21 protein-coding genes, 5 tRNA genes and 1 riboswitch are annotated in these 23,601 nt (G+C 61.5%); of the genes, 10 read left to right on the top strand and 16 right to left on the bottom strand.

The window, feature by feature from the left end; translation table 11 throughout:
* Positions 1 to 33: 33 nt before the first annotated feature.
* The 5 genes from lon to ABM562_RS14330 form a co-directional block, all read right to left on the bottom strand.
* On the bottom strand, positions 34 to 2,430 hold the full coding sequence (gene lon, locus ABM562_RS14350; RefSeq protein ID WP_115087903.1) for an endopeptidase La: 2,397 nt from the start codon (positions 2,428 to 2,430) through the stop codon (positions 34 to 36).
* Between the two features lie 151 nt (positions 2,431 to 2,581).
* The gene (gene clpX, locus ABM562_RS14345) at positions 2,582 to 3,865 is read right to left on the bottom strand and encodes an ATP-dependent Clp protease ATP-binding subunit ClpX (RefSeq protein WP_010224368.1); all 1,284 of its coding nucleotides are present in this window, start codon (positions 3,863 to 3,865) and stop codon (positions 2,582 to 2,584) included.
* A 108-nt stretch (positions 3,866 to 3,973) separates the two neighbouring features.
* Complete coding sequence (gene clpP, locus ABM562_RS14340; RefSeq protein WP_010224369.1) at positions 3,974 to 4,615, bottom strand: ATP-dependent Clp endopeptidase proteolytic subunit ClpP; 642 nt, start codon at positions 4,613 to 4,615, stop codon at positions 3,974 to 3,976.
* A 91-nt stretch (positions 4,616 to 4,706) separates the two neighbouring features.
* The gene (gene tig / locus ABM562_RS14335) at positions 4,707 to 6,020 is read right to left on the bottom strand and encodes a trigger factor (protein ID WP_134063468.1); all 1,314 of its coding nucleotides are present in this window, start codon (positions 6,018 to 6,020) and stop codon (positions 4,707 to 4,709) included.
* A gap of 273 nt (positions 6,021 to 6,293) precedes the next feature.
* Positions 6,294 to 6,593, bottom strand: coding sequence for a DUF6388 family protein (locus ABM562_RS14330; protein WP_115087905.1), 300 nt, complete (start codon positions 6,591 to 6,593; stop codon positions 6,294 to 6,296).
* A gap of 263 nt (positions 6,594 to 6,856) precedes the next feature.
* Here ABM562_RS14330 and ABM562_RS14325 point away from each other — a divergent pair, with 263 nt between their 5' ends.
* The gene (locus ABM562_RS14325) at positions 6,857 to 7,261 is read left to right on the top strand and encodes a hypothetical protein (RefSeq protein ID WP_115087906.1); all 405 of its coding nucleotides are present in this window, start codon (positions 6,857 to 6,859) and stop codon (positions 7,259 to 7,261) included.
* 184 nt (positions 7,262 to 7,445) lie between these two features.
* On the opposite strand, the gene ABM562_RS14320 is transcribed toward ABM562_RS14325, so the two are convergent.
* The 5 genes from ABM562_RS14320 to ABM562_RS14300 form a co-directional block, all read right to left on the bottom strand.
* A tRNA-Leu gene (locus tag ABM562_RS14320) sits at positions 7,446 to 7,530 on the bottom strand.
* Between the two features lie 53 nt (positions 7,531 to 7,583).
* A tRNA-His gene (locus ABM562_RS14315) sits at positions 7,584 to 7,659 on the bottom strand.
* A gap of 83 nt (positions 7,660 to 7,742) precedes the next feature.
* A tRNA-Leu gene (locus tag ABM562_RS14310) sits at positions 7,743 to 7,827 on the bottom strand.
* A 53-nt stretch (positions 7,828 to 7,880) separates the two neighbouring features.
* Positions 7,881 to 7,956, bottom strand: a tRNA-His gene (locus tag ABM562_RS14305).
* A gap of 41 nt (positions 7,957 to 7,997) precedes the next feature.
* Positions 7,998 to 8,074 (bottom strand) — tRNA-Arg (locus tag ABM562_RS14300).
* Positions 8,075 to 8,358: 284 nt separating this feature from the next.
* Between ABM562_RS14300 and folD the strand changes: the two genes are divergently transcribed.
* The gene (folD, locus tag ABM562_RS14295) at positions 8,359 to 9,213 is read left to right on the top strand and encodes a bifunctional methylenetetrahydrofolate dehydrogenase/methenyltetrahydrofolate cyclohydrolase FolD (protein WP_115087907.1); all 855 of its coding nucleotides are present in this window, start codon (positions 8,359 to 8,361) and stop codon (positions 9,211 to 9,213) included.
* 109 nt (positions 9,214 to 9,322) lie between these two features.
* Here folD and ABM562_RS14290 read toward each other — a convergent pair whose 3' ends face one another.
* From ABM562_RS14290 to ABM562_RS14265, 6 genes are read right to left on the bottom strand one after another with little or no spacing between them, the layout of a single operon-like run.
* Positions 9,323 to 11,062 (bottom strand): ABC transporter substrate-binding protein, encoded by a 1,740-nt coding sequence (locus ABM562_RS14290; protein WP_036994421.1) that lies wholly within the window; start codon positions 11,060 to 11,062, stop codon positions 9,323 to 9,325.
* 50 nt (positions 11,063 to 11,112) lie between these two features.
* The gene (locus tag ABM562_RS14285) at positions 11,113 to 11,385 is read right to left on the bottom strand and encodes a DUF2160 domain-containing protein (protein ID WP_115087908.1); all 273 of its coding nucleotides are present in this window, start codon (positions 11,383 to 11,385) and stop codon (positions 11,113 to 11,115) included.
* A 10-nt stretch (positions 11,386 to 11,395) separates the two neighbouring features.
* Positions 11,396 to 12,196, bottom strand: coding sequence for a carbohydrate ABC transporter permease (locus ABM562_RS14280; protein WP_010224614.1), 801 nt, complete (start codon positions 12,194 to 12,196; stop codon positions 11,396 to 11,398).
* A gap of 9 nt (positions 12,197 to 12,205) precedes the next feature.
* Positions 12,206 to 13,069 carry a carbohydrate ABC transporter permease gene (locus ABM562_RS14275; protein WP_115087909.1) on the bottom strand — a complete coding sequence of 288 codons (864 nt, stop codon included), beginning with the start codon at positions 13,067 to 13,069 and terminating at the stop codon, positions 12,206 to 12,208.
* Complete coding sequence (locus tag ABM562_RS14270; protein ID WP_460422400.1) at positions 13,066 to 14,163, bottom strand: ABC transporter ATP-binding protein; 1,098 nt, start codon at positions 14,161 to 14,163, stop codon at positions 13,066 to 13,068. Before ABM562_RS14270 ends, ABM562_RS14275 begins: the two co-directional genes overlap by 4 nt.
* Positions 14,163 to 15,257, bottom strand: coding sequence for an ABC transporter ATP-binding protein (locus ABM562_RS14265; RefSeq protein ID WP_346616615.1), 1,095 nt, complete (start codon positions 15,255 to 15,257; stop codon positions 14,163 to 14,165). Before ABM562_RS14265 ends, ABM562_RS14270 begins: the two co-directional genes overlap by 1 nt.
* A 244-nt stretch (positions 15,258 to 15,501) precedes the next feature.
* Here ABM562_RS14265 and ABM562_RS14260 point away from each other — a divergent pair, with 244 nt between their 5' ends.
* The 8 genes from ABM562_RS14260 (at position 15,502) to ABM562_RS14225 (ending at position 23,601) form a co-directional block, all read left to right on the top strand.
* Positions 15,502 to 17,313 carry a sigma-54-dependent Fis family transcriptional regulator gene (locus ABM562_RS14260; RefSeq protein ID WP_460422398.1) on the top strand — a complete coding sequence of 604 codons (1,812 nt, stop codon included), beginning with the start codon at positions 15,502 to 15,504 and terminating at the stop codon, positions 17,311 to 17,313.
* Positions 17,314 to 17,318: 5 nt separating this feature from the next.
* A riboswitch (cobalamin riboswitch) is annotated at positions 17,319 to 17,522 on the top strand.
* 106 nt (positions 17,523 to 17,628) lie between these two features.
* Positions 17,629 to 18,015 carry a (2Fe-2S) ferredoxin domain-containing protein gene (locus tag ABM562_RS14255; protein WP_051636725.1) on the top strand — a complete coding sequence of 129 codons (387 nt, stop codon included), beginning with the start codon at positions 17,629 to 17,631 and terminating at the stop codon, positions 18,013 to 18,015.
* Entirely contained in the window at positions 18,012 to 18,944 is a 933-nt protein-coding gene (locus tag ABM562_RS14250; protein ID WP_115087912.1) for an ABC transporter substrate-binding protein, read from the top strand. Before ABM562_RS14255 ends, ABM562_RS14250 begins: the two co-directional genes overlap by 4 nt.
* A 133-nt stretch (positions 18,945 to 19,077) precedes the next feature.
* Positions 19,078 to 19,995 carry a citrulline utilization hydrolase CtlX gene (gene ctlX, locus ABM562_RS14245; protein WP_115088496.1) on the top strand — a complete coding sequence of 306 codons (918 nt, stop codon included), beginning with the start codon at positions 19,078 to 19,080 and terminating at the stop codon, positions 19,993 to 19,995.
* 20 nt (positions 19,996 to 20,015) lie between these two features.
* The gene (locus ABM562_RS14240; protein WP_460422395.1) at positions 20,016 to 21,062 is read left to right on the top strand and encodes an ornithine cyclodeaminase; all 1,047 of its coding nucleotides are present in this window, start codon (positions 20,016 to 20,018) and stop codon (positions 21,060 to 21,062) included.
* A 248-nt stretch (positions 21,063 to 21,310) separates the two neighbouring features.
* Positions 21,311 to 22,090, top strand: coding sequence for an ABC transporter substrate-binding protein (locus ABM562_RS14235; protein WP_115087914.1), 780 nt, complete (start codon positions 21,311 to 21,313; stop codon positions 22,088 to 22,090).
* Between the two features lie 75 nt (positions 22,091 to 22,165).
* The gene (locus tag ABM562_RS14230) at positions 22,166 to 22,891 is read left to right on the top strand and encodes an ABC transporter permease (protein ID WP_460422393.1); all 726 of its coding nucleotides are present in this window, start codon (positions 22,166 to 22,168) and stop codon (positions 22,889 to 22,891) included.
* Positions 22,888 to 23,601 (top strand): ABC transporter permease, encoded by a 714-nt coding sequence (locus ABM562_RS14225; RefSeq protein WP_134063483.1) that lies wholly within the window; start codon positions 22,888 to 22,890, stop codon positions 23,599 to 23,601. Before ABM562_RS14230 ends, ABM562_RS14225 begins: the two co-directional genes overlap by 4 nt.

Below are 23,601 nucleotides of genomic sequence, written 5' to 3'. Positions count from 1 at the left end.
TACTGTCAAGAAAGCCCCCCAGCCAAATACGTACTAATGTGTGCTGATTCTTTCCTTGGAATCGCTGTCGCGCTTTTCATCCTTGGCGACAATCTCCGGAGCCACATCGGGCAAGGGCTCCGGGGCGTATTGCAGCGCAATTTGGAGGACTTCGTCAATCCATTTGACCGGTTTAATCTGCAGATCCTGCTTAATATTCTCAGGAATTTCCTTCAGATCACGCACATTCTCTTCCGGAATGATCACCGTCTTGATTCCACCACGGTGCGCGGCCAGCAGTTTTTCCTTCAAACCGCCAATCGCCAGCACTTGACCACGCAGGGTAATCTCGCCAGTCATCGCCACATCGGCACGCACCGGGATCTGGGTCAGGGCCGAGACCAGAGCGGTGCACATGCCGATACCGGCACTTGGACCATCCTTGGGCGTGGCACCTTCGGGCATGTGGATGTGGGTGTCGCGCTTCTCGTGGAAGTCAGCAGGAATCCCCAGGCTCCTGGCCCGGCTGCGCACCACGGTTTGCGCGGCAGTGATGGACTCGACCATCACATCACCGAGCGAACCGGTCTTGATCAGCTGGCCCTTGCCCGGAATGACCGCGGCCTCGATGGTCAACAGCTCACCGCCCACCTGGGTCCAGGCAAGGCCAGTGACCTGACCGACCTGATCCTGCTGCTCGGCCAGACCGTAGCGGTATTTGCGCACGCCAAGGTAGTGCTCGAGCTGCTCGCCCGTGACCTTCACCGCCACTTGCTTGAGCCCGGAGTGCTCCTTGACCACCTTGCGGCAGATCTTCGCAATCTGGCGCTCCAGGCCCCGCACACCGGCTTCGCGGGTGTAATAGCGGATGATGTCGCGGATTGCCGAGACGTCTACCTCCAGCTCGCCCTTCTTCAGGCCGTTGGCCTTGATCTGCTTGGGCGACAGGTACTTGACCGCGATGTTGATCTTCTCGTCCTCGGTGTAACCCGGCAGACGGATGACCTCCATCCGGTCCAGCAACGCTGGCGGGATGTTCATCGAGTTGGAGGTGCAGAGGAACATCACGTCCGAGAGGTCGTAGTCGACTTCCAGGTAGTGATCGTTGAAGTTGTGGTTCTGCTCGGGGTCGAGTACCTCCAGCAGCGCCGAGGCAGGATCGCCACGCATGTCGCTGCCCATCTTGTCGATTTCGTCGAGCAGGAACAGCGGGTTGCGCACGCCAACCTTGGTCATTTTCTGAATCAGACGACCGGGCATCGAACCGATGTAGGTACGGCGGTGGCCGCGAATCTCGGCTTCATCACGCACGCCACCGAGGGCCATGCGCACGAACTTGCGGTTGGTGGCACTGGCGATCGACTCGGCCAGCGAGGTTTTACCCACGCCAGGCGGCCCTACCAGGCACAGTACCGGGCCACGGATCTTTTTCACCCGCTTCTGCACGGCGAGGTACTCAAGGATGCGCTCCTTGACCTCTTCCAGCCCGTAGTGGTCGGCGTCGAGGATTTCCTCGGCCTTGGCCAGGTCCAGGCGCACCTTGCTCTGAGCCTTCCACGGCACCTGCACCAGCCAGTCGAGGTAGGAACGCACCACGGTGGCTTCGGCCGACATCGGCGACATCTGCTTGAGCTTGTTCAGCTCGGCCTGGGCCTTGGCATAGGCATCCTTTGGCAGGCCAGCGGCGTCGAGGCGCTTTTTCAGCTCTTCGACTTCGTTGTGACCTTCTTCGCTGTCGCCGAGCTCTTTCTGAATGGCCTTCATCTGCTCATTCAGGTAGTACTCGCGCTGGCTGCGCTCCATCTGTTTCTTGACCCGGCCACGGATACGCTTCTCGACCTGCAGCAGGTCGATTTCGGCATCCAGCAGCGCCAGCACGTGTTCGACACGGGCAGACAGGTCGAGGATTTCGAGGATTTCCTGCTTCTGTTCGATCTTCAGCGCCATGTGCGCTGCCATGGTGTCGACCAGACGACCGGGTTCGTCGATGCTGTTGAGCGACGAAAGGACTTCAGCCGGGACTTTCTTGCCCAGCTGAACATATTGTTCAAATTGTGACAGCAAGCTACGGACGAAGACTTCAGACTCGCGCTCGGCAGCCTGGGACTCGTCGATCAGCGAGACTTCGGCACGAATGTGCCCGTCAACTTCGTTGAAACGCTCGACCGCACCGCGCTGTTCGCCTTCGACCAGCACCTTGACGGTGCCATCGGGCAGTTTCAGCAGTTGCAGGACGGTGGCGATGGTACCGACGCGGTACAGGGCATCTTCGCCTGGATCGTCGTCAGCGGGGTTCTTCTGGGCCAGCAGAAGGATCTGCTTCTCGCCCGTCATCGCGGCCTCAAGGGCCTCGATGGACTTCTCGCGCCCCACGAACAGTGGGATGACCATGTGCGGATAGACGACGACATCGCGCAATGGCAGGAGAGGCAAGTCGAGGGTGGTCTTCATGATTTCGCCTCTACAGCGGCCTTATGGCCGGAAACCGATGGAATTTGAGCGTGGAGTTAATGTGGGGGCAGGCCCGCAAAAAAACAAGCTCTGCGACAGGAAAAGCAAAGGGGCCCGAAGGCCCCTTGCTTGAATCGAGCCGCATGGCGACTCAGACGTCGGGTGCAGCCTTGGCTTGCGGCTCGCTGTTCTCGTAGATCAACAGCGGCTGCGAAGAGCCATCAATGACGCTCTCGTCGATCACCACCTTGCTGACATCCTTCTGCGAAGGAATCTCGTACATGGTGTCGAGCAGAATGCCTTCGAGGATCGAACGCAGGCCACGGGCCCCGGTCTTGCGCTCCAGGGCCTTGCGGGCCACTGATTTGAGCGCATCGCTGCGGAACTCCAGGTCCACGCCTTCCATTTCGAACAGCTTGGCGTACTGCTTGGTCAGGGCGTTCTTCGGCTCGGTCAGAATCTGCATCAATGCCGCTTCGTCCAGCTCGTCGAGTGTAGCCAGAACCGGCAGACGACCGACAAACTCCGGAATCAGACCGAACTTGACCAGATCGTCAGGCTCGACTTCACGCAGCGACTCGCCAACCTTCTTGCCTTCCTGCTTGCTGCGCACTTCGGCACCAAAGCCGATGCCGCCGCGGGTGGAGCGTGCCTGGATGACCTTTTCGAGGCCTGAGAACGCACCGCCACAGATAAACAGGATGTTACGCGTATCGACCTGCAGGAATTCCTGCTGCGGGTGCTTGCGGCCACCTTGCGGCGGAACCGAAGCGACCGTGCCTTCGATCAGCTTGAGCAGCGCCTGCTGCACGCCCTCGCCCGAAACGTCACGGGTGATCGAGGGGTTGTCCGACTTGCGCGAGATCTTGTCGATCTCGTCGATGTAGACAATGCCCATCTGGGCCTTTTCCACGTCGTAGTCGCACTTCTGCAGCAGTTTCTGAATGATGTTCTCGACGTCTTCACCCACGTAACCGGCTTCGGTCAGGGTGGTGGCGTCGGCGATGGTGAACGGTACATTCAACAGACGCGCGAGGGTTTCGGCGAGCAGGGTCTTACCCGAGCCCGTCGGACCGATCAGCAGGATGTTACTCTTGCCGAGCTCGACATCGTCGTTCTTCTTGTCGCGTTGATTCAGGCGCTTGTAGTGGTTGTATACCGCTACCGCCAGTACCTTTTTCGCACGCTCCTGACCAATGACGTACTGGTCCAGGATGGTGCTGATTTCTTTCGGCGAAGGCAGTTTATGCGCGCTGCTTTCGGCCTGGGCTTCCTGCACCTCCTCACGGATGATGTCATTGCACAGGTCGACGCACTCGTCGCAGATAAATACCGAGGGGCCGGCAATCAACTTGCGCACTTCGTGCTGGCTTTTGCCGCAGAAGGAGCAATAGAGCAATTTGCCGTTGTCCTCGCCGTTACGGGTGTCAGTCATTCGATCGATCCAATCCGGTAGGCTTGCAACACAAGATGAAGGCAATTGCGGGCTTTTTCAAGTCCGCAGGTAGGCGCAATGCGCGCCCGCCTGCTCTGGCACCCGGATTCAGGAGGCCAGTTGCCGCTTGTCGTAGACCGAGTCGATCAAGCCGTATTCGGCTGCGCGCTCGGCGCTCATGAAATTGTCGCGCTCGGTGTCACGCTTGATGGTCTCCAGGTCTTGACCTGTGTGGTAGGCCAGCAATTCGTTCAGACGCGACTTGATGGAAAGGATTTCCTTGGCGTGGATCTCGATATCCGTCGCCTGACCCTGGAAACCGCCCAGTGGCTGGTGAATCATCACCCGCGAGTTCGGCAGGCAATGACGCTTGCCTTTGGCACCCGCAGCCAGCAGGAAGGCGCCCATGCTGCAGGCCTGGCCGATGCAGATGGTCGAGACGTCCGGCTTGATGAACTGCATGGTGTCGTAGATCGACATACCGGCAGTCACCGAACCGCCCGGCGAGTTGATGTAGAGATGGATATCCTTGTCCGGGTTTTCCGCTTCAAGGAACAGCATCTGCGCCGCAACCAGGTTGGCCATGTAGTCCTCTACCGGGCCGACCAGGAAGATCACCCGCTCCTTAAGAAGGCGCGAGTAGATGTCATAGGCGCGTTCGCCACGAGCGGATTGCTCGATAACCATCGGGACCAGGCCGCCTGCGGCCTGGATGTCAGAGCTCTGCTGATAATAAGAATTGCGGGACATGTCCTGCACTCACTCCCAAATAGTCATGTCTTGAATACGCACAAGCCAGCTCGAAGGCTGGCTTGTGGTGTTTTCCTACGAAGCTGGCGTATTACTCAGCGGCGGCAGGGGCCTGGGCTGGTTTTACGGCGTCTTCGTACGAGACCGATTTGTCGGTCACAGTCGCTTTCTGCAGAACAGTATCCACAACTTGTTCTTCCAGCACAACCGAACGGACTTCGTTCAGTTGCTGGTCGTTCTTGTAGTACCAAGCCACGACCTGCTCAGGCTCCTGGTAGGCCGAGGCCATTTCCTGGATCATCTCGCGAACGCGGGCGTCGTCTGGCTTGAGGTCGAATTGCTTGACCACTTCGGCGACGATCAGGCCCAGCACGACGCGGCGCTTGGCTTGCTCTTCGAACAGTTCAGCCGGCAGTTGCTCAGGCTTGATGTTGCCACCGAACTGCTGAACGGCTTGAACGCGCAGGCGGTTCACTTCGTTTTCCAGCAGGGCTTTTGGCACTTCGATCGGGTTGGCAGCCAGCAGGCCGTCCATTACCTGGTTCTTGACCTTGGTCTTGATCGCCTGACGCAGTTCACGCTCCATGTTCTTGCGAACTTCGGTGCGGAAACCTTCCAGGGTTGCTTCCTTGATGCCGAACTGGGCGAAGAACTCTTCGGTCAGCTCAGGCAGCTTTGGCTCGGCAACGCTATTGACGGTCACGGTGAACTCGGCGGTCTTGCCAGCCAGGTCGAGGTTCTGATAATCCTCTGGGAAGGTCAGGTTCAGAACGCGCTCTTCACCGGCCTTGGCGCCAACCAGGCCTTCTTCGAAGCCCGGGATCATGCGGCCGGAACCCAGCACCAGCTGGGTGCCCTTGGCCGAACCACCGGCGAACACTTCACCGTCGACCTTGCCGACGAAATCGATGTTCAGCTGGTCTTCGTTCTGGGCAGCGCGGTCGGCGGCTTCGAAACGAACGTTCTGCTTGCGCAGCACTTCCAGCATGTTGTCCAGATCGGCGTCAGCCACTTCGGCGCTCAGGCGCTCGACGGCGATCGACTCGAAACCGGCAACGGTGAACTCAGGGAACACTTCGAAAATGGCGACGTATTCCAGGTCCTTGCCTTTTTCGAACGATTTTGGCTCGACGGCAGGGGCGCCAGCCGGGTTCAGCTTCTGCTCGACCACGGCTTCGTAGAAGGAAGCCTGTACCAGGTCGCCGAAGGCTTCCTGACGGGCGGCGTCTTCGTAGCGCTGACGGATCACGCTCATCGGCACTTTGCCAGGACGGAAGCCTGGGACCTTGGCACGACGGGCAGTCTGTTGCAGACGCTTGTTGACTTCGGTCTCGACGCGCTCGGCCGGAACGGCGATGGTCATGCGGCGCTCGAGAGCAGAAGTATTTTCAACAGAAACTTGCATGGATATTCCTCGTTGCACAGACGTTAGCCGGCGATACCCGACTCCAGAATCAAGGGCAAGCATTCTAGTGGCTCAAAGGCCAGAAGTCACCCCGTTCAGGACGACGGAAAAGCACGCCGGTCCATTTCATTTACAGGCCTCGGCAAAAACCCTGCCTGAAGCCCCTCAACACAAGCAGGCCAAGGCCTGGACAGCACACTTGCAGTCGTGACCGCCCCGCCTGCGGGCCCGCTGATAATTCTTGTCAAAACACTACAAAACCGAGCGACGGCGTTATGGCTTCAGCTCGATTTCGTTGATCACGCAATACCCTTCCCAGTCCATCCCCAAGGCTTCGGCAGCTTCGCGGTGCACCTCAAGGCGCATGACCTCAAGCTCCTCAGGGGATTCGGCGATCAGTTGCAGGGTCAACTCCCAAGGTTCAACCCCCTGCTCCTGCGCGGCATCCTCGAAGGCCCAAAGGACCTGCTGAGCCTGCTCGTGCTCGCTAAGCCCGGCGATTTCCTCACGCATCTGCGGATTGGCATCGAGATAGCGCTGCAGGGCGATGGCCTGGCGTTCAAGTGAAATCATCTTGCTCTTCCTTCCTGCGACCGGACGCCCGATCACTGTTTCAACCGGCTGAAATCTATCAGCTTTTGGTCGATTGTCACCAGAGCGTAAAAAGATGTCAGAATAATCCATTCCGGCTGTCGGAAATACCCGAGGCCGACGCCTCGACCAATTGTCCAGGCCCCGACAGCCCGATAAGCTAGCAATACGCCATATCGGTAATACTTTTCATTCCTACCTACCAACTCAATGGAATGACCAGCACCACTGCAAGGATGACCCCCGTGCCGAACAAACTGCTCGCCGCCAGCTGCCTGGCACTCACCTGCCTAACTGCCAACGCCACTTTGCTGGAGGCGTCATTCGACCCTGATGCACGCTATTCGATCGTGAGCATGACCGGGGATGCGGCCGAGCGCACAGTCATCACCCAGCGCGTCGGCTTGAGCGGCACCAGCTACAGCGCTCGCCAGATCGATTGCACAAACCGCACCGTACGCTTCCTGGGCTCGGGTACTTCGCTGGAGGACCTGAAAAGCGCAGTCGCCGACAAGGAATCCACCCCTATCTTCAAGGGATCGCTGGCCAGGGCCATCAGCGAGGAAGCCTGCGGTGAAACGAGCGGGCCAGACACTGTCGTGAGCAGCACCGTGACCTCTGGCACTGAACCTGCTGTCGAAGCCCAATAACGCAGCACCCACCCCAGGTTGCGATCAACACCCGCCCGAACCGTATGGCGCCCGTCGCCCCTGGCAGCACTCAATGACCTTCGTTAATTGCACCGAGGCATGAACCCCAGAAACGAAAAAAGCCGCACAAGGCGGCTTTTTCGAGGCGTTCACGCACTTCAACGAAGAGCGGTGAAAGCTTGGATGGTGCGGACGAAGAGACTCGAACTCTTACAGCTTGCGCCGCTGGAACCTAAATCCAGTGTGTCTACCAATTTCACCACGTCCGCATGAAACGCTTAAAACAAAGGCGCCGGATTTTCATCGGGCGCCTTTGGGAATATGGGGTGGACGATGGGAATCGAACCCACGACCACAGGAATCACAATCCTGCGCTCTACCAACTGAGCTACGTCCACCATATTGCATTGGCCGCTTTGCTTGTGTCAAAGCCGCCTGTTGGTACATTCACGCACTTCAGCGAAGGGCGGTGAAGTTTGGATGGTGCGGACGAAGAGACTCGAACTCTTACAGCTTGCGCCGCTGGAACCTAAATCCAGTGTGTCTACCAATTTCACCACGTCCGCATGAAACGCTTAAAACAAAGGCGCCGGATTTTCATCGGGCGCCTTTGGGAATATGGGGTGGACGATGGGAATCGAACCCACGACCACAGGAATCACAATCCTGCGCTCTACCAACTGAGCTACGTCCACCATATTGCAGTTACCGCTTTACTTGTGCCAAAGCTGCCGATTGGCGCACCCGGCAGGACTCGAACCTGCGACCATCCGCTTAGAAGGCGGATGCTCTATCCAGCTGAGCTACGGGCGCATATTTAATCTGCTTTCTGTTACGATTACAAATTAACTTTTAGCCGTACCGAACAAGCTAAAAATCCGCTCATTCTGCCTGACCTTGCTAACCAGTGCTAGGCTCTGCCCGACAAGTGCGACGAATGTTATAGACGAGTGGCAAAGTCGTCAACTATTTTTTGAAAAAAATTCATTTTATTGAAGGGCTTAGGGCAATTGCCGGACCAAGCGCCTTTGCCCTCGGGCCCCTTCATGCGAGAATGCGCGCTCTTTTTATTCCCTCTCGATGGTTAATCACGCGTCATGACTGCACACCTTATCGACGGCAAGGCGATCGCCGCCAGCCTGCGCCAGCAGATCGCCCAACGTGTCGTGGAGCGTCGCCAGCAAGGCCTGCGTACGCCTGGCCTGGCGGTGATCCTGGTCGGCACCGACCCCGCTTCTCAAGTCTATGTCTCGCACAAGCGCAAGGATTGCGAAGAGGTCGGCTTTATCTCCCAGGCCTTCGACCTGCCCAGCGATACCACGCAGCAAGCCCTGACCGAGCTGATCGATCGCCTTAACGATGACCCGAACATCGACGGCATCCTCCTGCAGCTGCCGCTGCCGGCGCACCTGGACGCCTCGCTGCTGCTCGAGCGCATTCGCCCGGACAAGGACGTCGACGGTTTCCATCCTTATAACGTCGGCCGCCTGGCCCAGCGAATCCCGCTGCTGCGCCCGTGCACGCCAAAAGGCATCATGACCCTGCTGGAAAGCACCGGTCAGGACCTGTACGGCATGAACGCGGTTGTCGTCGGCGCCTCCAACATCGTTGGCCGGCCGATGGCCATGGAACTGCTGCTGGCCGGTTGCACCGTGACCGTCACCCACCGCTTCACCAAGGACCTGGCCGGCCACGTTGGCCGTGCCGACCTGGTGGTAGTCGCCGCCGGCAAGCCGGGCCTGGTCAAGGGCGAGTGGATCAAGGAAGGCGCGATCGTCATCGACGTCGGCATCAACCGTCAGGAAGATGGCAAGCTGGTTGGCGATGTGGTCTACGAGACTGCCCTGCCCCGCGCTGGCTGGATCACTCCGGTGCCGGGTGGCGTCGGGCCGATGACCCGCGCGTGCCTGCTGGAGAACACTTTGTATGCGGCCGAAGCACTGCATAAGTAAGTGCTGATGGCGGGATAAGAAACGGCACCGGTGAAGGTGCCGTTTTTTTTGTGCCTGGCGTCAGGGGCTCATCGCGGCTCAAGCCCGCTCCTACACCCAACCTGCGTGGTTACTTGCGTGCAGCCTCCCAGGATTTGAGCAGTTCGCTGTAGCTCACGGTTTCGCCCTTGGGCTTCTCGTTGGCCAGTTTCGGCTTCGGTGCCCCCGGCTGGTCGAACCAGTACTGGGCATCACGCTCCTTGTTCAGCTTGGGTGCGCAAGTCGCCTGAGCCTTGGAGCGCTCCAGACGCTCGAGGATGCGGTCCTGATCCTTGGCCAGGCCATCCAGCGCCTCCTGCGGGGTCTTCTCGCCACTCGCCGCCTCGGCGATATGGCTCCACCACAGCTGCGCCAGCCGCGGGTAGTCCGGCACGTTGGTGCCGGTCGGAGTCCATTGCACCCGCGCCGGGCTGCGGTAGAACTCCACCAGCCCACCGAGCTTGGGCGCAAGATCGGTCATGGCCTGGGAGTTGATGTCCGACTCGCGGATCGGCGTCAGCCCGACAATGGTCTTTTTCAGCGAGACGGTCTTGGAGGTGACGAACTGGGCGTATAGCCAGGCGGCCAGGCGCTGCTTCTCTGGCGTCGACTTGAGGAAGGTCCAGGAGCCAGCATCCTGATAGCCAAGCTTCATGCCCTCCTCCCAGTACGGCCCCTTGGGCGACGGTGCCATGCGCCACTTCGGTGTGCCGTCGGCATTCATCACCGGCAGGCCTGGCTTGGTCATGTCGGCGGTAAAGGCGGTGTACCAGAAAATCTGCTGGGCGATGTTGCCCTGGGACGGCACCGGCCCGGATTCGGAGAAAGTCATGCCCTGGGCCTCTGGCGGCGCATAGGCGCGCATCCAGTCGACATATTTTTGCGTGGCGTAGACCGCAGCCGGGCCATTGGTGTCGCCGCCACGGGTAACGCTGGAGCCGACCGGATGGCAGTCTTCGACGCGAATGCCCCATTCATCCACCGGCAAGCCGTTGGGCAGGCCCTTGTCGCCACCACCGGCCATGGAGAACCAGGCATCGGTGAAGCGCCAGCCCAGCGAAGGGTCTTTCTTGCCGTAGTCCATGTGCCCGTAAACGCGTTTGCCGTCGATTTCCTTGACGTCCTCGCTGAAGAACTTGGCGATGTCTTCATAGGCCGACCAGTTCACCGGCACGCCCAGCTCGTAGCCGTACTTTTCCTTGAACTTGGCCTTGAGGTCGGGGCGGTCGAACCAGTCGGCGCGGAACCAGTAGAGGTTGGCGAACTGCTGGTCAGGCAGTTGATAGATCTTGCCGTCCGGCGCGGTGGTGAAGGAGATGCCGATAAAGTCCTTAAGGTCCAGGGTCGGCGAAGTGTAGTCCTTGCCTTCGTTGGCCATCAGGTCGGTGATGGATTCGGTCTTACCATAGCGAAGGTGCGTACCGATCAGGTCGGAATCATTGACCCAACCGTCGTAGATATTCTTGTCCGACTGCATCTGCGTCTGCAGTTTTTCCACCACGTCGCCTTCCTGCAGCAAGTCGTGGGTCAGCTTGATCCCGGTAATCTCGCTGAAAGCCTTGGCCAGCACCTTGGCCTCGTACTCATGGGTGGCGATGGTTTCCGACACCACGTTGATCTTCATCCCGCGAAACGGCTCGGACGCCTTGATGAACCACTTCAACTCTTCAAGCTGCTGCTCGGGAGTCAGGGTCGAAGGCTTGAACTCGCTGCCGATCCACTTCTTGGCGGCATCTTCATAGGCATCGGCCCAGGCACTGGCGTGAAAGCTGCCAAGCACCAGCAGGGCTGCCAGGGTCAAATGTCGCCGGTTCTTGTTGTTGTCGAACATTGTGATCTCCCGATTGAGTATTTTCCCGGAGCCCTGCCGATTGCCCTCGGCTAACCCCAGCGCATCACCACCAACAGCCAGGCCAGGGACAGCAGCGAGGCTACCCACAGGTTCCAGTCGCTGAGCCCGATTACCAGCAGGTGCAGGTAAGCGCTGACCAGCAAACCAATGAACAACCGGTCGCCACGGCTGGTGGCGATCGGCAGAAAACCACGACGCTCGACGCACGGCCGGCGCAGCTCATACAGCGTCATGCCCAGCAGCAACAGGCCGATCGAGGCGAAGAAGATCGTTGTTGGCAAAGTCCAGGCCATCCAGTCCATAGCGCGCTCCTCAGACCCGGCCCAGGGCAAAGCCCTTGGCGACATGGTTACGGACAAACCAGATCACCAGCATGCCCGGCAGAATGGTCAGTACCCCGGCAGCGGCCAGCACGCCCCAGTCGATTCCCGAGGCCGACACCGTTCGGGTCATCACCGCGGCAATCGGCTTGGCGTTCACCGAGGTCAGGGTGCGTGCCAGCAGCAGTTCGACCCAGGAAAACATGAAGCAGAAAAACGCCGTGACGCCGATGCCGGAGCCAATCAGCGGCACGAAGATCTTCACGAAGAACCGCGGGAAGCTGTAGCCGTCGATGTAGGCGGTTTCGTCAATTTCCTTCGGTACTCCGGACATGAAGCCTTCGAGAATCCACACCGCCAGCGGAACGTTGAACAGGCAGTGGGCCAGGGCCACGGCAATGTGCGTATCGAACAGGCCGATGGACGAATACAGCTGGAAGAACGGCAGGAGAAACACTGCCGGTGGCGCCATGCGGTTGGTCAGCAGCCAGAAGAACAGGTGCTTGTCGCCAAGAAAGCGGTAGCGCGAGAAGGCATAGGCTGCCGGCAAGGCCACGCTCAGGGAGATCACCGTGTTCAGGCACACGTAGTACAGCGAGTTGATGTAGCCGCTGTACCAACTGGGGTCGGTGAAGATCACCCGGTAGTTGTCGAAGGTGAAGTTCTGCGGCCACAGGGTCAGGCCGCCGAGGATCTCGGTGTTGCTCTTGAATGACATGTTCAGCAGCCAGTAGATCGGCACCAGCAGGAACAGGATATACAGCAGCAGCGGCAGCGTCTTGCGCAGGTTCATGGGCGGCCCCTACTGTTTGTCGGCATGGGTCATGGCGGTATAGAACAGCCATGACACCAGCAGAATGATCAGGAAGTACACCAGCGAGAACGCCGCCGCAGGTCCCAGGTCGAACTGCCCGACCGCCATCTGCGTCAGGGTCTGGCTGAGGAAAGTAGTGGCATTGCCCGGCCCGCCACCGGTGAGCACGAACGGCTCGGTGTAGATCATGAAGCTGTCCATGAAGCGCAGCATCACCGCGATCAACAGCACGTTCTTCATCTTCGGCAACTGGATATGCCGGAACACCGCCCAGGCCGAAGCGCGGTCGATGCGCGCCGCCTGGTAATACACGTCGGGAATTGCGCGCAGGCCGGAGTAACACAGCAGCGCCACCAGCGAGGTCCAGTGCCAGACGTCCATCACCAGCACTGTGACCCAGGCGTCCATGGTGTTGGCGGCATAGTTGTAGTTGATGCCCAGCTGGTTGAGTGAAGCACCCAGCAGGCCGATATCGGCACGGCCGAAAATCTGCCAGATGGTGCCGACCACGTTCCACGGGATCAGCAGCGGAATGGCCATGACGATCAGGCACAGGGACGACCAGCGGCCCTTGGTCGGCATGGTCAGGGCGACGGCGATCCCCAGGGGGATTTCGATCAGCAGCACGCAGGCCGAGTAGATGAACTGGCGCAGCAGGGAGTCGTGCAGGCGCGGGTCCTGCAGCACCTGGCGGTACCAGTCGGCGCCAACGAAGTAGCGGCTGGACTGGTCGAAAATGTCCTGCACCGAGTAGTTGACCACGGTCATCATCGGTACCACGGCGCTGAAGGCCACCAGCAAAAACACCGGCAGCACCAGCCACCAGGCCTTGTTGTTGGGCACCTTGTTCATGGCCGGGCCTCCAGCAGCACGTCATCGGCATAGAGCATCAGCCACTGCGCCGGAAAACTGATCCAGGCCTGGCCCACCGGCAAGGTGCGGTCCTCGCCCAGGCGCACTTTGAGCGGCACGCCTTGCAGGTCGAGGCTGAGAATCTTGTAGGTCCCCAGGTCTTCGACATCCACCACCCGGGCGCTGAAGCCTTCGTCGAACGGCGCGTCCCAGACCTGGACGAATTCCGGGCGGATGCCCACCTGCAGGTGCGTGGTGTTGCTCGCCGCCAGGCGCTCCTGCAGATCCCCAGGCCATGGCAGGTGGATGCCGGCAAAGCCGACCCCGCCGGGCTGCACCTGCACCGGGATCAGGTTCATCCCCGGGCTGCCGATGAAGTAACCGACAAAGGTGTGGCGCGGCCGTTCGAACAACTCGCGCGGGGTGCCGAACTGGACGATCTGCCCGCCATACATCACCGCGATCTTGTCAGCGAAGGTCGAGGCTTCGAGCTGATCGTGGGTGACGTAGATCATGGTGATGTTGAACTGCTCATGGATCTGCTTGAGCTTGCGCCGCAGCTTCCATTTAAGGTGCGGGTCGATCACCGTCAGCGGCTCGTCGAAGAGGATCGCCGAGACGTCGTCGCGCACCAGGCCGCGGCCCATGGAGACCTTCTGCTTCTCATCGGCGCTGAGGTTGCGGGCTTTCTTCTTCAACAGGTTACCCAGGTCGAGCACCTCGGCGATCTCTGCCACCTTCTTGCCGATGCGCACTTCATCCAGGCCCTGGTTGCGCAGCGGAAAGGCCAGGTTGTCGAACACTGTCATGGTGTCGTAGACCACCGGGAACTGGAACACCTGGGCGATGTTGCGGGCCTGCGGCGACAGCGCGTTGACCACCTTGCCATCAAACAATACCTGGCCCTGGGACGGGCTGAGCAGCCCGGAAATGATATTGAGCAACGTGGATTTGCCGCACCCCGAAGGCCCGAGCAAGGCATAGGCACCGCCCTGCTCCCAGACATGTTCGAGCTCGCGCAAGGCATAGTCGTCAGCGCCCTGCGGGTCACGGCTGTAGCTGTGCGCCAGCTGTTGCAGGCGAATCTCGGCCATCAGGCGACCCTCGCTTCACGCAGGCCCGGCGCCTGCACCAGTTGCCCGGCGGTGTCGAAGACAAACAGCTTGTGGGTGGGGATGAACACCCGGATCGGCGCATCGACGTGGTACTCGTGCACGCCGGGCAGGTGCAGGACCAGGCGAAAGTGCTCGTTGCGCACATGCAGGAAGGTTTCCGAGCCGCTGATTTCCGCCAGTTCCACCAGCACTGCCAGCTCCAGGTCATCGTCGTTGGACGGCACCAGGCTGATATGGCTCGGGCGCACGCCGAAGCGGTAATCGCCATCGCCAATGCGGCGCAGATCGGCGTTCATGGCGAAATGCACGGCACCGGCAAAACTCACCTCATTGCCGCTGATACGCCCGGGCATCAGATTGATCGGCGGCTCGGAAAACAGCTCGGCGGCCAGCACCGTGCGCGGCTGGTGATAGACCTGGGCAGTGGGCCCGCTCTGCACGATGCGCCCTTCATGGAGGATGGTGGTGGTGCCACCCAGGGCCAGGGCTTCGTTGGGTTCGGTGGTGGCGTACACGGCAATGCAATGGCGGGCGGCGAACAGCTCGCGCATCTCCTGGCGCAACTCTTCACGCAGCTTGTAGTCGAGGTTCACCAGCGGCTCATCGAACAGGATCAGTTCGGCGTCCTTGACCAGTGCCCGAGCCATGGCCGTGCGTTGCTGCTGACCGCCCGACAGCTCCAGCGGCAAGCGTTGCAGAAACGGCTCGATACGCAGCATCTGCGCGGTCTGCTGGACTTTCTCGCGGATCAGCGCTTCGGCCATGCGCGCCTGGCGCAAGGGTGAGGCAATGTTCTCGAACACGCTCAGGGTCGGGTAGTTGATGAACTGCTGATAGACCATCGACACATTGCGCTGGCGCACCGGGCGGCCGGTGACATCTTCGCCATTCATCAGCACCCGGCCATGGTCCGGCCGATCAAGCCCGGCCATCAGGCGCATGAGGCTGGTCTTGCCGGCCAGGGTGCGGCCGAGCAGCACATTGAACGAGCCGGGCTCGAAGCTCAGGCAGGCATCGTCGATGCACACCTGGTTATCCACGGTACGGCTGACATGTTCGAGCGTGAGCGACATGGCGCGGCCTTCTTGTTGTTATCGAGCAGGCGCACAAGGCAGAGCCAGATTCGTGCCAGCAGTTGCCAAGCCTTTGCCGGCAAAAGCATTTCAACGAATTTACCAATGGCCGGGGTTCACACCTGAACAGAAATGAACAGCCTTCGCTGCACAGTTGAACAGCCGCGGCATTGACAATGAACAGGACTGAACAACACTGGATCAGACAAAAACAACAACACTGCCGCCGGCAGAGGACGGGCCCATGGCCGCATCCACCAGCGCCCATGCGCAACTGATCCAGGCCTCCTGGCAGCGCTGCCGCGCCTACGGCCTGGATCACCAGTCACAACCGCAGTTCGGCGAAGCATCCGCCGCCCAGGTCAGCGAACTGCTCGAACGCGAGCATTCACTGCTGGGCACCACCCGCGACGAGGTGCTGCCGCAATACGCGCACCTGCTCGGCAACTCCAGTTACCTGATCATGCTCAGCGACCATCAGGGCCAGTTGCTCGATGCCTGGGGCACCCGCCGCTTTATCGACCCGCGCCAGCGCCACGGCTTTGTCGCCGGCGCCTGCTGGCGGGAACAAGGGGTGGGCACCAATGCCATCGGCACCGCCCTGGCTACCGGCGAGGCGGTGCATGTCAGCCAGGATGAGCACTTCCTCAAGCTCAACCGCTTCATGGCCAGCGCCGCCGCCCCCTTGTTCGACGCCGAGCGCCAGTTGATCGGCGTACTCGATGTGTCCAGCGACAGCTACCTGCCGACGGCGCAAACCCAGGGCCTGGTGCGGATGATGAGCCAGAGCCTGGAGAACCGCCTGATCCTGGCGCGCTTTGCCGGGGATTACCGGCAACTGAGCTTCAATACCGGCGCCAACAACCTCGACAGCCAATGGGCCGGGCTGCTGGTGTTCGATGACCAGGGCCGGGTGCTGGCGGCCAATCGCCGGGCCGACAGTTTGCTCGGCCAGAATCCGTTGCAACTGAACCTGGAGCAGTTGTTCAGGACGCCCCTGGTGCAACTGCTCGGCCACAGCGCAGAGCAACCGTTCGCCGTGCAGGTGACCGGGCGCAACCGTTTTCATTGCCTGTTGCATGCCCCCACCCAAGCCCCGCGGGCCACACCGGTCAGCCATGCGCAAACCACCTGCGACCCGCGTATCGACAAGGCCCTGCACCAGGCCGGGTTGTTGCTGGAAAAGGACATTCCGCTATTGATCGAGGGCGAAACCGGAGCTGGCAAGGAAGTCTTCGTCAATGCCCTGCACCGCGCCAGCAGCCGCGCCGGCCAGCCGTTGATTGCGGTGAACTGCGCAGCGATTCCGGCCGAGCTGGTCGAGTCGGAGCTGTTCGGCTACGAGAAAGGCGCATTCACCGGCGCCCATCACAAGGGCAACATCGGCCTGATCCGCAAGGCCGACCGGGGCATCCTGTTTCTCGATGAAATCGGTGACATGCCGCTGCCGACCCAGGCACGCCTGCTGCGTTTTCTGCAGACCCGCAACATCCAGCCATTGGGCAGTGGTGAACCGATCCCGGTGGATATCCGCGTGGTCTCGGCGACCAACCAGAACCTCGCCGACCAAGTACGACTGGGCCACTTTCGCCAGGACCTGTACTACCGCATCGCCGGTCTCAGCCTGATGCTGCCGCCCTTGCGCGAACGCAGCGACCGCCTGGCCCTGATCGAACAGCTCCACCAGCAGCACCGCGAGCCCGGGGCGCCGACGCAACTGCCCGGCAAGGTGCTGGAACTGCTGCTCCAGCACCCCTGGCCGGGCAACCTGCGCCAGCTGGCCAGCGTGCTCCAGGTCGCACTGGCGCTGGCGGGCGGGCGGCCGATTGCTGTGGAGCACCTGCCGGACAGTTTCTTTGCCGATCTGCCCGCCTCCAGGCCGCAGCCCCCCGTGTTGCCGCCACCAGCTAGCGCCGACGACCTCGGCCAGCGCCTGCAAGGCCTCAACGGCAATATCTCGGCCCTGGCCCGGGCCCTGGGCATCAGCCGCACCACCCTGTACAAGCGCCTGCACGCCCAGGGCCAGGCCGGTACAGTTGACGAACGCCTGGGCTGATGGTCAGATGCCTGCCAGTTTCAGGTGCCTGCCGCCGCCGTGCGTCAGGTGAAACGGGAAGCCGGTGCGTCGTTATCGACCAGTCCGGCGCTGCCCCCGCAACGGTAAGCGAGTGAAGCATTCAACCCGCCACTGTGCCCACAGGCATGGGAAGGCGAATGGCTTCAAGCCTCGCAAGCCCGGAGACCGGCCTGAAGCCCCACGACTGCACGCAGTCATTTAGGCAAACCTGCGGAGGGCGGGCACGAGCCGGCTGCCTGGCGCGTGTTGGCTGGGGCCCTCCTGTGCGCTTCGCGAATGTTTTTCGAGAAGTCCATGACAGCAACAACCCCCAAGCGTCGCCGCGGCCGCGTCGCCGAAGATGAAATCCAGAGCAAGCCCGAGTGGTCGCAGATCCCCGAGCATACCCGCCACGTGATGCTCTGCACCGGCCCTCGCTGCGTGCAACGCGGTGCCCTGCCGCTGTGGAAAGTCCTGCGCCGCGAGCTGCTGGTGGCCAACCGTATCGAAACCACTGACGGCGTGCTGCTGACCCGCAGCCATTGCCAGTTCCCCTGCAACCTCGGCCCAGTGCTGACGGTGTATCCGGACCGTTGCTGGTACCGGGTAGCCAACGCCGAAGACGCGCAACGGCTGGTGCGCGAACACCTGATCGAGGGCCAGCCGGTGCCCGATCTGCTGCTCAATGGCCAGGTGTCATGAGGTGGTTCGGCGCCAGCTTGCTGGCCGTGTTGAGCAGCAGCGCCCTGGCCCTGGACTATCAAAACTGCGGGCAGACCTGGCAACTGCCACATGACCGTCCACAACGCATCCTGGCCCTCAACCAGCACGCCGCCGACCTGCTGCTGGCCCTTGAAGCCGGCCCAACCCTGGCCGCGGTCAGCTATATCGATGACGACCCGCAAGCCCTGGCCAGCGGACGCTATCGCGGCGTCCCCCTGCTGTCACGCCGCTACCCGGCAACCGAGGTCGTCTATGCCCAGGGTTACGACCTGCTGGTCGGCGGTTTTGCCAGTGCCTTTCGCGACAGCGACGGCGTAGCCCTGCGCACGACCTTGAAAGCCAACGGCATCGGCACTTACCTGCTGGAGAACGCCTGCGCGCCAGCGACCGAAAACGGCTTTGCCGCCGTTGAACAAGACCTGCGTGTCCTCGGCCGCCTGTTGCAGCGCGACGCCCAGGCCAGCCACCTGATCGCCCGCCAGCGCCAGGATCTGGCCGCTGCTAAAGCCATCGCCGGGCACGGGCAGCCGCTGTCGGTGTTCTACCTCGACAGCGAGGTCAACGGCCTGCACAGCGAAGGCAAGCGCGGCTTCATCACCCAACTGATCGACGCGGCGGGCGGCCGCAACCTTTACGCCGAGGTCGAGCTGAACCGGGTCACGGTCGATGCCGAAAGCCTGCTGCGCGCCGACCCCGACGTAATCATCCTTGCCGATGCAGTGTGGTCGCCCGCCGCCGGCAAGCGCGCTTACCTGCGCAAGCACCCGGCGCTCTCGCACTTGCAAGCCGTGCGCAACAATCGCCTGATCGACCTGCCCTTCACCCACATCCTTGCCGGCGAACACAGCGCCAGCACCGCGCTGAGCCTGGCGCGGCAGCTGCGCGCCTTCAAGCAAGACCCACCTTGAGTCATCACAGCAGATTCCGCTGTCAAACCCACTATTTCAGCTTTACCGGCTGAGCGCCCAACGCGCTTCAGCCGGGATTTATCATTGATCACGTCGACAATAAGCACACAGCCAACCCCGGATGCGTGCCTCGATGCAAACAACAAATACAGTCTTGATGATCCGCCCGGCGCGGTTCGCCTTCAACCCGGATACCGCCCTCAACAACCGTTTCCAGCAAGCCCTGCTCGAGCCGGAGCAGGCACAGCAGAAAGCGCTGGAAGAGTTCGATGGTTACGTCGACACCCTGCGCCAGCACGGCGTCGAAGTGCTGGTGGTGCAGGACACCCCGGCGCCGCACACCCCTGACTCGATTTTCCCCAACAACTGGTGGAGCAGCCACGCCGACGGCAGCCTGGTGCTCTATCCGATGGAAGGCCAGAACCGCCGCCTGGAGCGCAGCAAGGGCGTGCTCAAGGTGCTCGAAGAGCGTTTTGCCGTCCGTCAGACCATCGATCTGAGCCCCCTGGAACAGCAGAGTATGTATCTGGAAGGGACCGGCAGCATGGTCCTGGATCGCGAGCACCGGATCAGCTATGCCTGCCATTCCGGGCGCACCCACACCCAGGCCCTGCGCCTGTTCGCCGAACAGCTCGACTATCGCCTGTGCCTGTTCCACGCCGTCGACCGCCACCAGGCGCCGATCTATCACTGCAACGTGATGATGAGCGTTGGCCGCGGGCTCTCGGTGGTCTGCCTGCAGGCCCTGCCCGAGGCCGCCGAGCGCCGCGCCCTGGAGCACTCGCTGCGCGACACCGGCAAGGACATCCTGGCCCTGGATTTCGACCAGCTCGAAGGCTTCGCCGGCAACATGCTTGAAGTCCACGACAAGCAAGGCCAGCCGCTGCTGGTGATGTCGCGCAGCGCCTGGCGCTCGCTCAGCCCCGAACAGCGCCGGCAGGTCGAACAGCACAGCCACCCGGTGGTGGTGAACATCGACCATATCGAGCGCATTGGCGGCGGCAGCGCGCGCTGCATGCTCGCCGAAGTGCACCTGCCCGTCCGTCACTGATTACAACAAAGGAGTTCATCATGACCCGCTATATCGACGTTACCGACCTCAGCCGCCTGGTGGTACGCAAAGGCCTGAGCACCTGCATCAGCGAAATGGCCGAGTACATCCGTGAGGACTACCTGCGCTGGCAGGACTTCGAAAAATGCGCACGCCTGGCCAACCACTCGCCCGATGGCGTGATCGAGCTGATGCCGGTGTCCGACGCCAACCTGTACGCCTTCAAGTACGTCAACGGCCACCCGAAAAATACCCATCGCGGCATGCTCACGGTAATGGCCTTCGGCGCCCTGGGCGACGTCGATACCGGCGCGCCGGTGCTGCTCAGCGAAATGACCCTGACCACCGCTATCCGTACCGCCGCGACCTCGGCCCTGGCCGCCCGCTACCTGGCGCGCAAGGACAGCCGCAGCATGGCGCTGATCGGCAACGGCTCGCAAAGCGAGTTCCAGGCCCTGGCCTTCCACGCCCTGCTGGGCATCGAAGACATTCGCCTGTATGACCTGGACCCGGCCGCCAGCGCCAAACTGGTCGCCAACCTCAGCGCCTTCCCTGCAATCAAGGTAACCGTCGCCGGTTCCGTCGCCGAAGCGGTGCGCGGCGCCGACATCGTCACCACGGTGACCGCCGACAAGGCCTACGCCACCATCCTCACGCCGGAGATGATCGAGCCGGGCATGCACCTCAATGCCGTCGGCGGTGACTGCCCGGGCAAGACCGAACTGCACCGCGAGATCGTCGAGCGCGCGCGGGTGATCGTCGAGTACGAACCGCAAAGCCGCATCGAAGGCGAAATCCAGCAAATGCCCGCCGACTCGCCGACCACCGAATTCTGGCAAGTGATCAACGGCCAGGTGGCCGGTCGCGAAAACGCCGCGCAAGTGACGCTGTTCGACTCGGTCGGCTTCGCCCTCGAAGATTACTCGGCGCTGCGTTATGTGCTGGACGTGGCCAAGGCCCTGGACATCGGCAGCGAGATCGCCCTGGTGCCGGAACTCAAGGACCCGAAAGACCTGTTCGCGCTGCTGCGTGCACCGGTTGAAAACCTGCAGAAAAAACGCGCCTGAACCCGACCGATTCTGCCGTGCCAGCGCGCGGCAGATCGGAAACTGCTGCAAGGGAAGCTTAAACAGGAGGTGTCTCAGCCGATTCGGCTGCCATACACGCGTTAACAGCAAAATCCGGCAGCCGACGCCGGCGCAAACGACACAAAAAAAACGTCGTCATCGCGCATTCTGAGCCCGACCAGAGAGTCACTAAAAGACCAGAAGCGCACCACTGCCCTACATCAACTATAAAACTCAGGGATACTCATATGACTTCGCTGCGAAAGCTCCTCAGCGTGCTGCTCCTGCCACTGTGCGCAAGTGCGGTGCAGGCCAAGGAATGGACCGAGATCCGTTTCGGCGTCTACCCCGAATACCCCCCTTTTGAATCCGTTGCCGCCGATGGCAGCCTGCAAGGCTTCGACATCGAACTGGGCAACGCCATCTGCGCCAAGCTGCAAGTCAAATGCACCTGGGTGCACAACGAATTCGACGGCATGATCCCGGCCCTGCGGGCACGCAAGTTCGACGCAATCATGTCGTCGATGGCGGTGACCCCGGCGCGGCAGAAACAGATCGACTTCAGCGCCCGGCTGTTCCTCAGCCCGACTTCGGTGATCGTGCGCAAGAACGCCGACTTCGGCGACACCCCCGAATCGCTCAAGGGCAAGCAGGTCGGCGTATTGCAGGGCTCGCTGCAGGAAGCGTATGCCCGTGCCAAGCTGGCGCCGCTGGGGGCCCAGGTCAAGGCCTACCAGGCCCAGGACCAGAACTACGCCGACCTGATCAACGGCCGCCTCGACGCCACCCTGACCGACAAGCTCGAAGCCCAGCTGAACTTCCTCACCAAGCCCGAAGGCGCCGACTTCAAGAGCGGCCCGGCGATCAAGGACCCCACCCTGCCCCTGGACATCGCCATGGGCCTGCGCAAGAACGACAGCGAGCTCAAGGCCCTGCTCGACAAAGGCATTGCTGCGGTGCATGCCGATGGCACCTTCGCCGCCATCCAGAAGAAGTACGTCGGCGACCTGGATATCTACAACGAGTAAGCCGTGTCGTCGTGATCGGTTCGCCCTGAGCTGATCACGGCCGCATTTGCCCTGCGTCCTACCGAGATTTTTCCCGTGAACGACTTCCTTCACTCCCATGGCTGGCAGGCCCTGAGCTTGCAGGGCTTCGGCCCGCTGTTGCTGCAAGGGACCTGGATGACCCTGAAACTGGCGCTGCTGTCGCTTGGCCTGAGCCTGGCCCTGGGCCTGTTCGGCGCCAGCGCCAAGCTCTCGCGGCTGAAACTGCTGCGCGTGCCGGCAACCCTGTACACCACGCTGATTCGCAGCGTGCCGGACCTGGTGCTGATCCTGCTGATCTTCTACACCCTGCAACTGTGGCTCAACGACCTGACCGAAATGCTCGGCTGGGACTACTTCGAAATCGACCCGTTTACTGCCGGGGTCATCACCCTGGGCTTCATCTACGGCGCCTACTTCACCGAGAACTTTCGCGGCGCGATCCTCAGCGTCCCGGCCGGGCAGCTGGAGGCAGCCACAGCCTATGGGCTGAGCAAGGCGCAACGCTTTCGCCTGGTGCTGTTCCCGCAACTGATGCGCTTCGCCCTGCCGGGCCTGGGCAACAACTGGCTGGTGCTGCTCAAGTCCACCGCGCTGGTGTCGATCATCGGCCTCGCCGACCTGGTCAAGGCCGCGCAGAACGCCGGCAAGTCCACCAACAACACCCTGTACTTCCTGATCATCGCCGGGCTTGTGTACCTGCTGATCACCACCCTCTCCAACCGCCTGTTCAAGCACCTGGAGCGGCGTTACAACACCGGCATCAAGGGGCTGGCACGATGATCGAACTCTTTGAACAGTACGGCCAGGCCTACCTCTACAGCGATGGCGCCGGGCTTTCCGGGCTGGCCATGACCCTGTGGCTGTTCGTCATCACCATGGTCCTGGGCTTTTTCCTGTCGCTGCCGCTGGCCCTGGCGCGGGTGTCGCGCAACCTGTGGCTGCGCTGGCCGGTGGAGTTCTACACCTTCGTGTTTCGCGGCACGCCGCTCTACATCCAGTTGCTGATCTGCTACACCGGCCTGTACGGGCTGGAGGTGGTACGCGATCACGCCCTGCTCGACCAGTTCTTTCGCAATGCGCTGAACTGCACCCTGCTGGCCTTCGTGCTCAATACCTGTGCCTACACCGTGGAGATCTTCGCCGGGGCGATTCGCAACATTCCCCATGGCGAGATCGAAGCGGCCCAGGCCTATGGCCTGCACGGCTGGAAGCTGAACCTGTTCGTGGTCTTGCCCGCAGCCCTGCGCCGTTCGCTGCCGGCCTACAGCAACGAACTGATCCTGATGCTGCACGCCACGTCGCTGGCCTTCACCGCCACCATCGCCGACATCCTCAAGGTCGCCCGCGATGCCAACGCCGCCACCTTCCTGACCTTTCAGGCCTTCGGAACGGCGGCGCTTCTGTACATGTTGCTGTCCTTCGCGCTGGTCGGGCTGTTTCGCCTGGCCGAGCGGCGCTGGATGGGTTTTCTTGTTCCTGCCCGAGGCTAA

This window comes from Pseudomonas sp. ZL2 (genome assembly GCF_054788455.1).
Note: the sequence above shows the minus strand (reverse complement) of the source record. Positions and strands in the feature narration are given on the sequence as shown.

What these genes read in the sequence shown, in the direction of transcription:
- lon (WP_115087903.1), bottom strand. Translation starts at nt 2,430, where the DNA reads ATGAAGACCACCCTCGACTTGCCTCTCCTGCCATTGCGCGATGTCGTC.
- clpX (WP_010224368.1), bottom strand. Translation starts at nt 3,865, where the DNA reads ATGACTGACACCCGTAACGGCGAGGACAACGGCAAATTGCTCTATTGC.
- clpP (WP_010224369.1), bottom strand. Translation starts at nt 4,615, where the DNA reads ATGTCCCGCAATTCTTATTATCAGCAGAGCTCTGACATCCAGGCCGCA.
- tig (WP_134063468.1), bottom strand. Translation starts at nt 6,020, where the DNA reads ATGCAAGTTTCTGTTGAAAATACTTCTGCTCTCGAGCGCCGCATGACC.
- ABM562_RS14330 (WP_115087905.1), bottom strand. Translation starts at nt 6,593, where the DNA reads ATGATTTCACTTGAACGCCAGGCCATCGCCCTGCAGCGCTATCTCGAT.
- folD (WP_115087907.1), top strand. Translation starts at nt 8,359, where the DNA reads ATGACTGCACACCTTATCGACGGCAAGGCGATCGCCGCCAGCCTGCGC.
- ABM562_RS14290 (WP_036994421.1), bottom strand. Translation starts at nt 11,062, where the DNA reads ATGTTCGACAACAACAAGAACCGGCGACATTTGACCCTGGCAGCCCTG.
- ABM562_RS14285 (WP_115087908.1), bottom strand. Translation starts at nt 11,385, where the DNA reads ATGGACTGGATGGCCTGGACTTTGCCAACAACGATCTTCTTCGCCTCG.
- ABM562_RS14280 (WP_010224614.1), bottom strand. Translation starts at nt 12,196, where the DNA reads ATGAACCTGCGCAAGACGCTGCCGCTGCTGCTGTATATCCTGTTCCTG.
- ABM562_RS14275 (WP_115087909.1), bottom strand. Translation starts at nt 13,069, where the DNA reads ATGAACAAGGTGCCCAACAACAAGGCCTGGTGGCTGGTGCTGCCGGTG.
- ABM562_RS14270 (WP_460422400.1), bottom strand. Translation starts at nt 14,163, where the DNA reads ATGGCCGAGATTCGCCTGCAACAGCTGGCGCACAGCTACAGCCGTGAC.
- ABM562_RS14265 (WP_346616615.1), bottom strand. Translation starts at nt 15,257, where the DNA reads ATGTCGCTCACGCTCGAACATGTCAGCCGTACCGTGGATAACCAGGTG.
- ABM562_RS14260 (WP_460422398.1), top strand. Translation starts at nt 15,502, where the DNA reads ATGGCCGCATCCACCAGCGCCCATGCGCAACTGATCCAGGCCTCCTGG.
- ABM562_RS14255 (WP_051636725.1), top strand. Translation starts at nt 17,629, where the DNA reads ATGACAGCAACAACCCCCAAGCGTCGCCGCGGCCGCGTCGCCGAAGAT.
- ABM562_RS14250 (WP_115087912.1), top strand. Translation starts at nt 18,012, where the DNA reads ATGAGGTGGTTCGGCGCCAGCTTGCTGGCCGTGTTGAGCAGCAGCGCC.
- ctlX (WP_115088496.1), top strand. Translation starts at nt 19,078, where the DNA reads ATGCAAACAACAAATACAGTCTTGATGATCCGCCCGGCGCGGTTCGCC.
- ABM562_RS14240 (WP_460422395.1), top strand. Translation starts at nt 20,016, where the DNA reads ATGACCCGCTATATCGACGTTACCGACCTCAGCCGCCTGGTGGTACGC.
- ABM562_RS14235 (WP_115087914.1), top strand. Translation starts at nt 21,311, where the DNA reads ATGACTTCGCTGCGAAAGCTCCTCAGCGTGCTGCTCCTGCCACTGTGC.
- ABM562_RS14225 (WP_134063483.1), top strand. Translation starts at nt 22,888, where the DNA reads ATGATCGAACTCTTTGAACAGTACGGCCAGGCCTACCTCTACAGCGAT.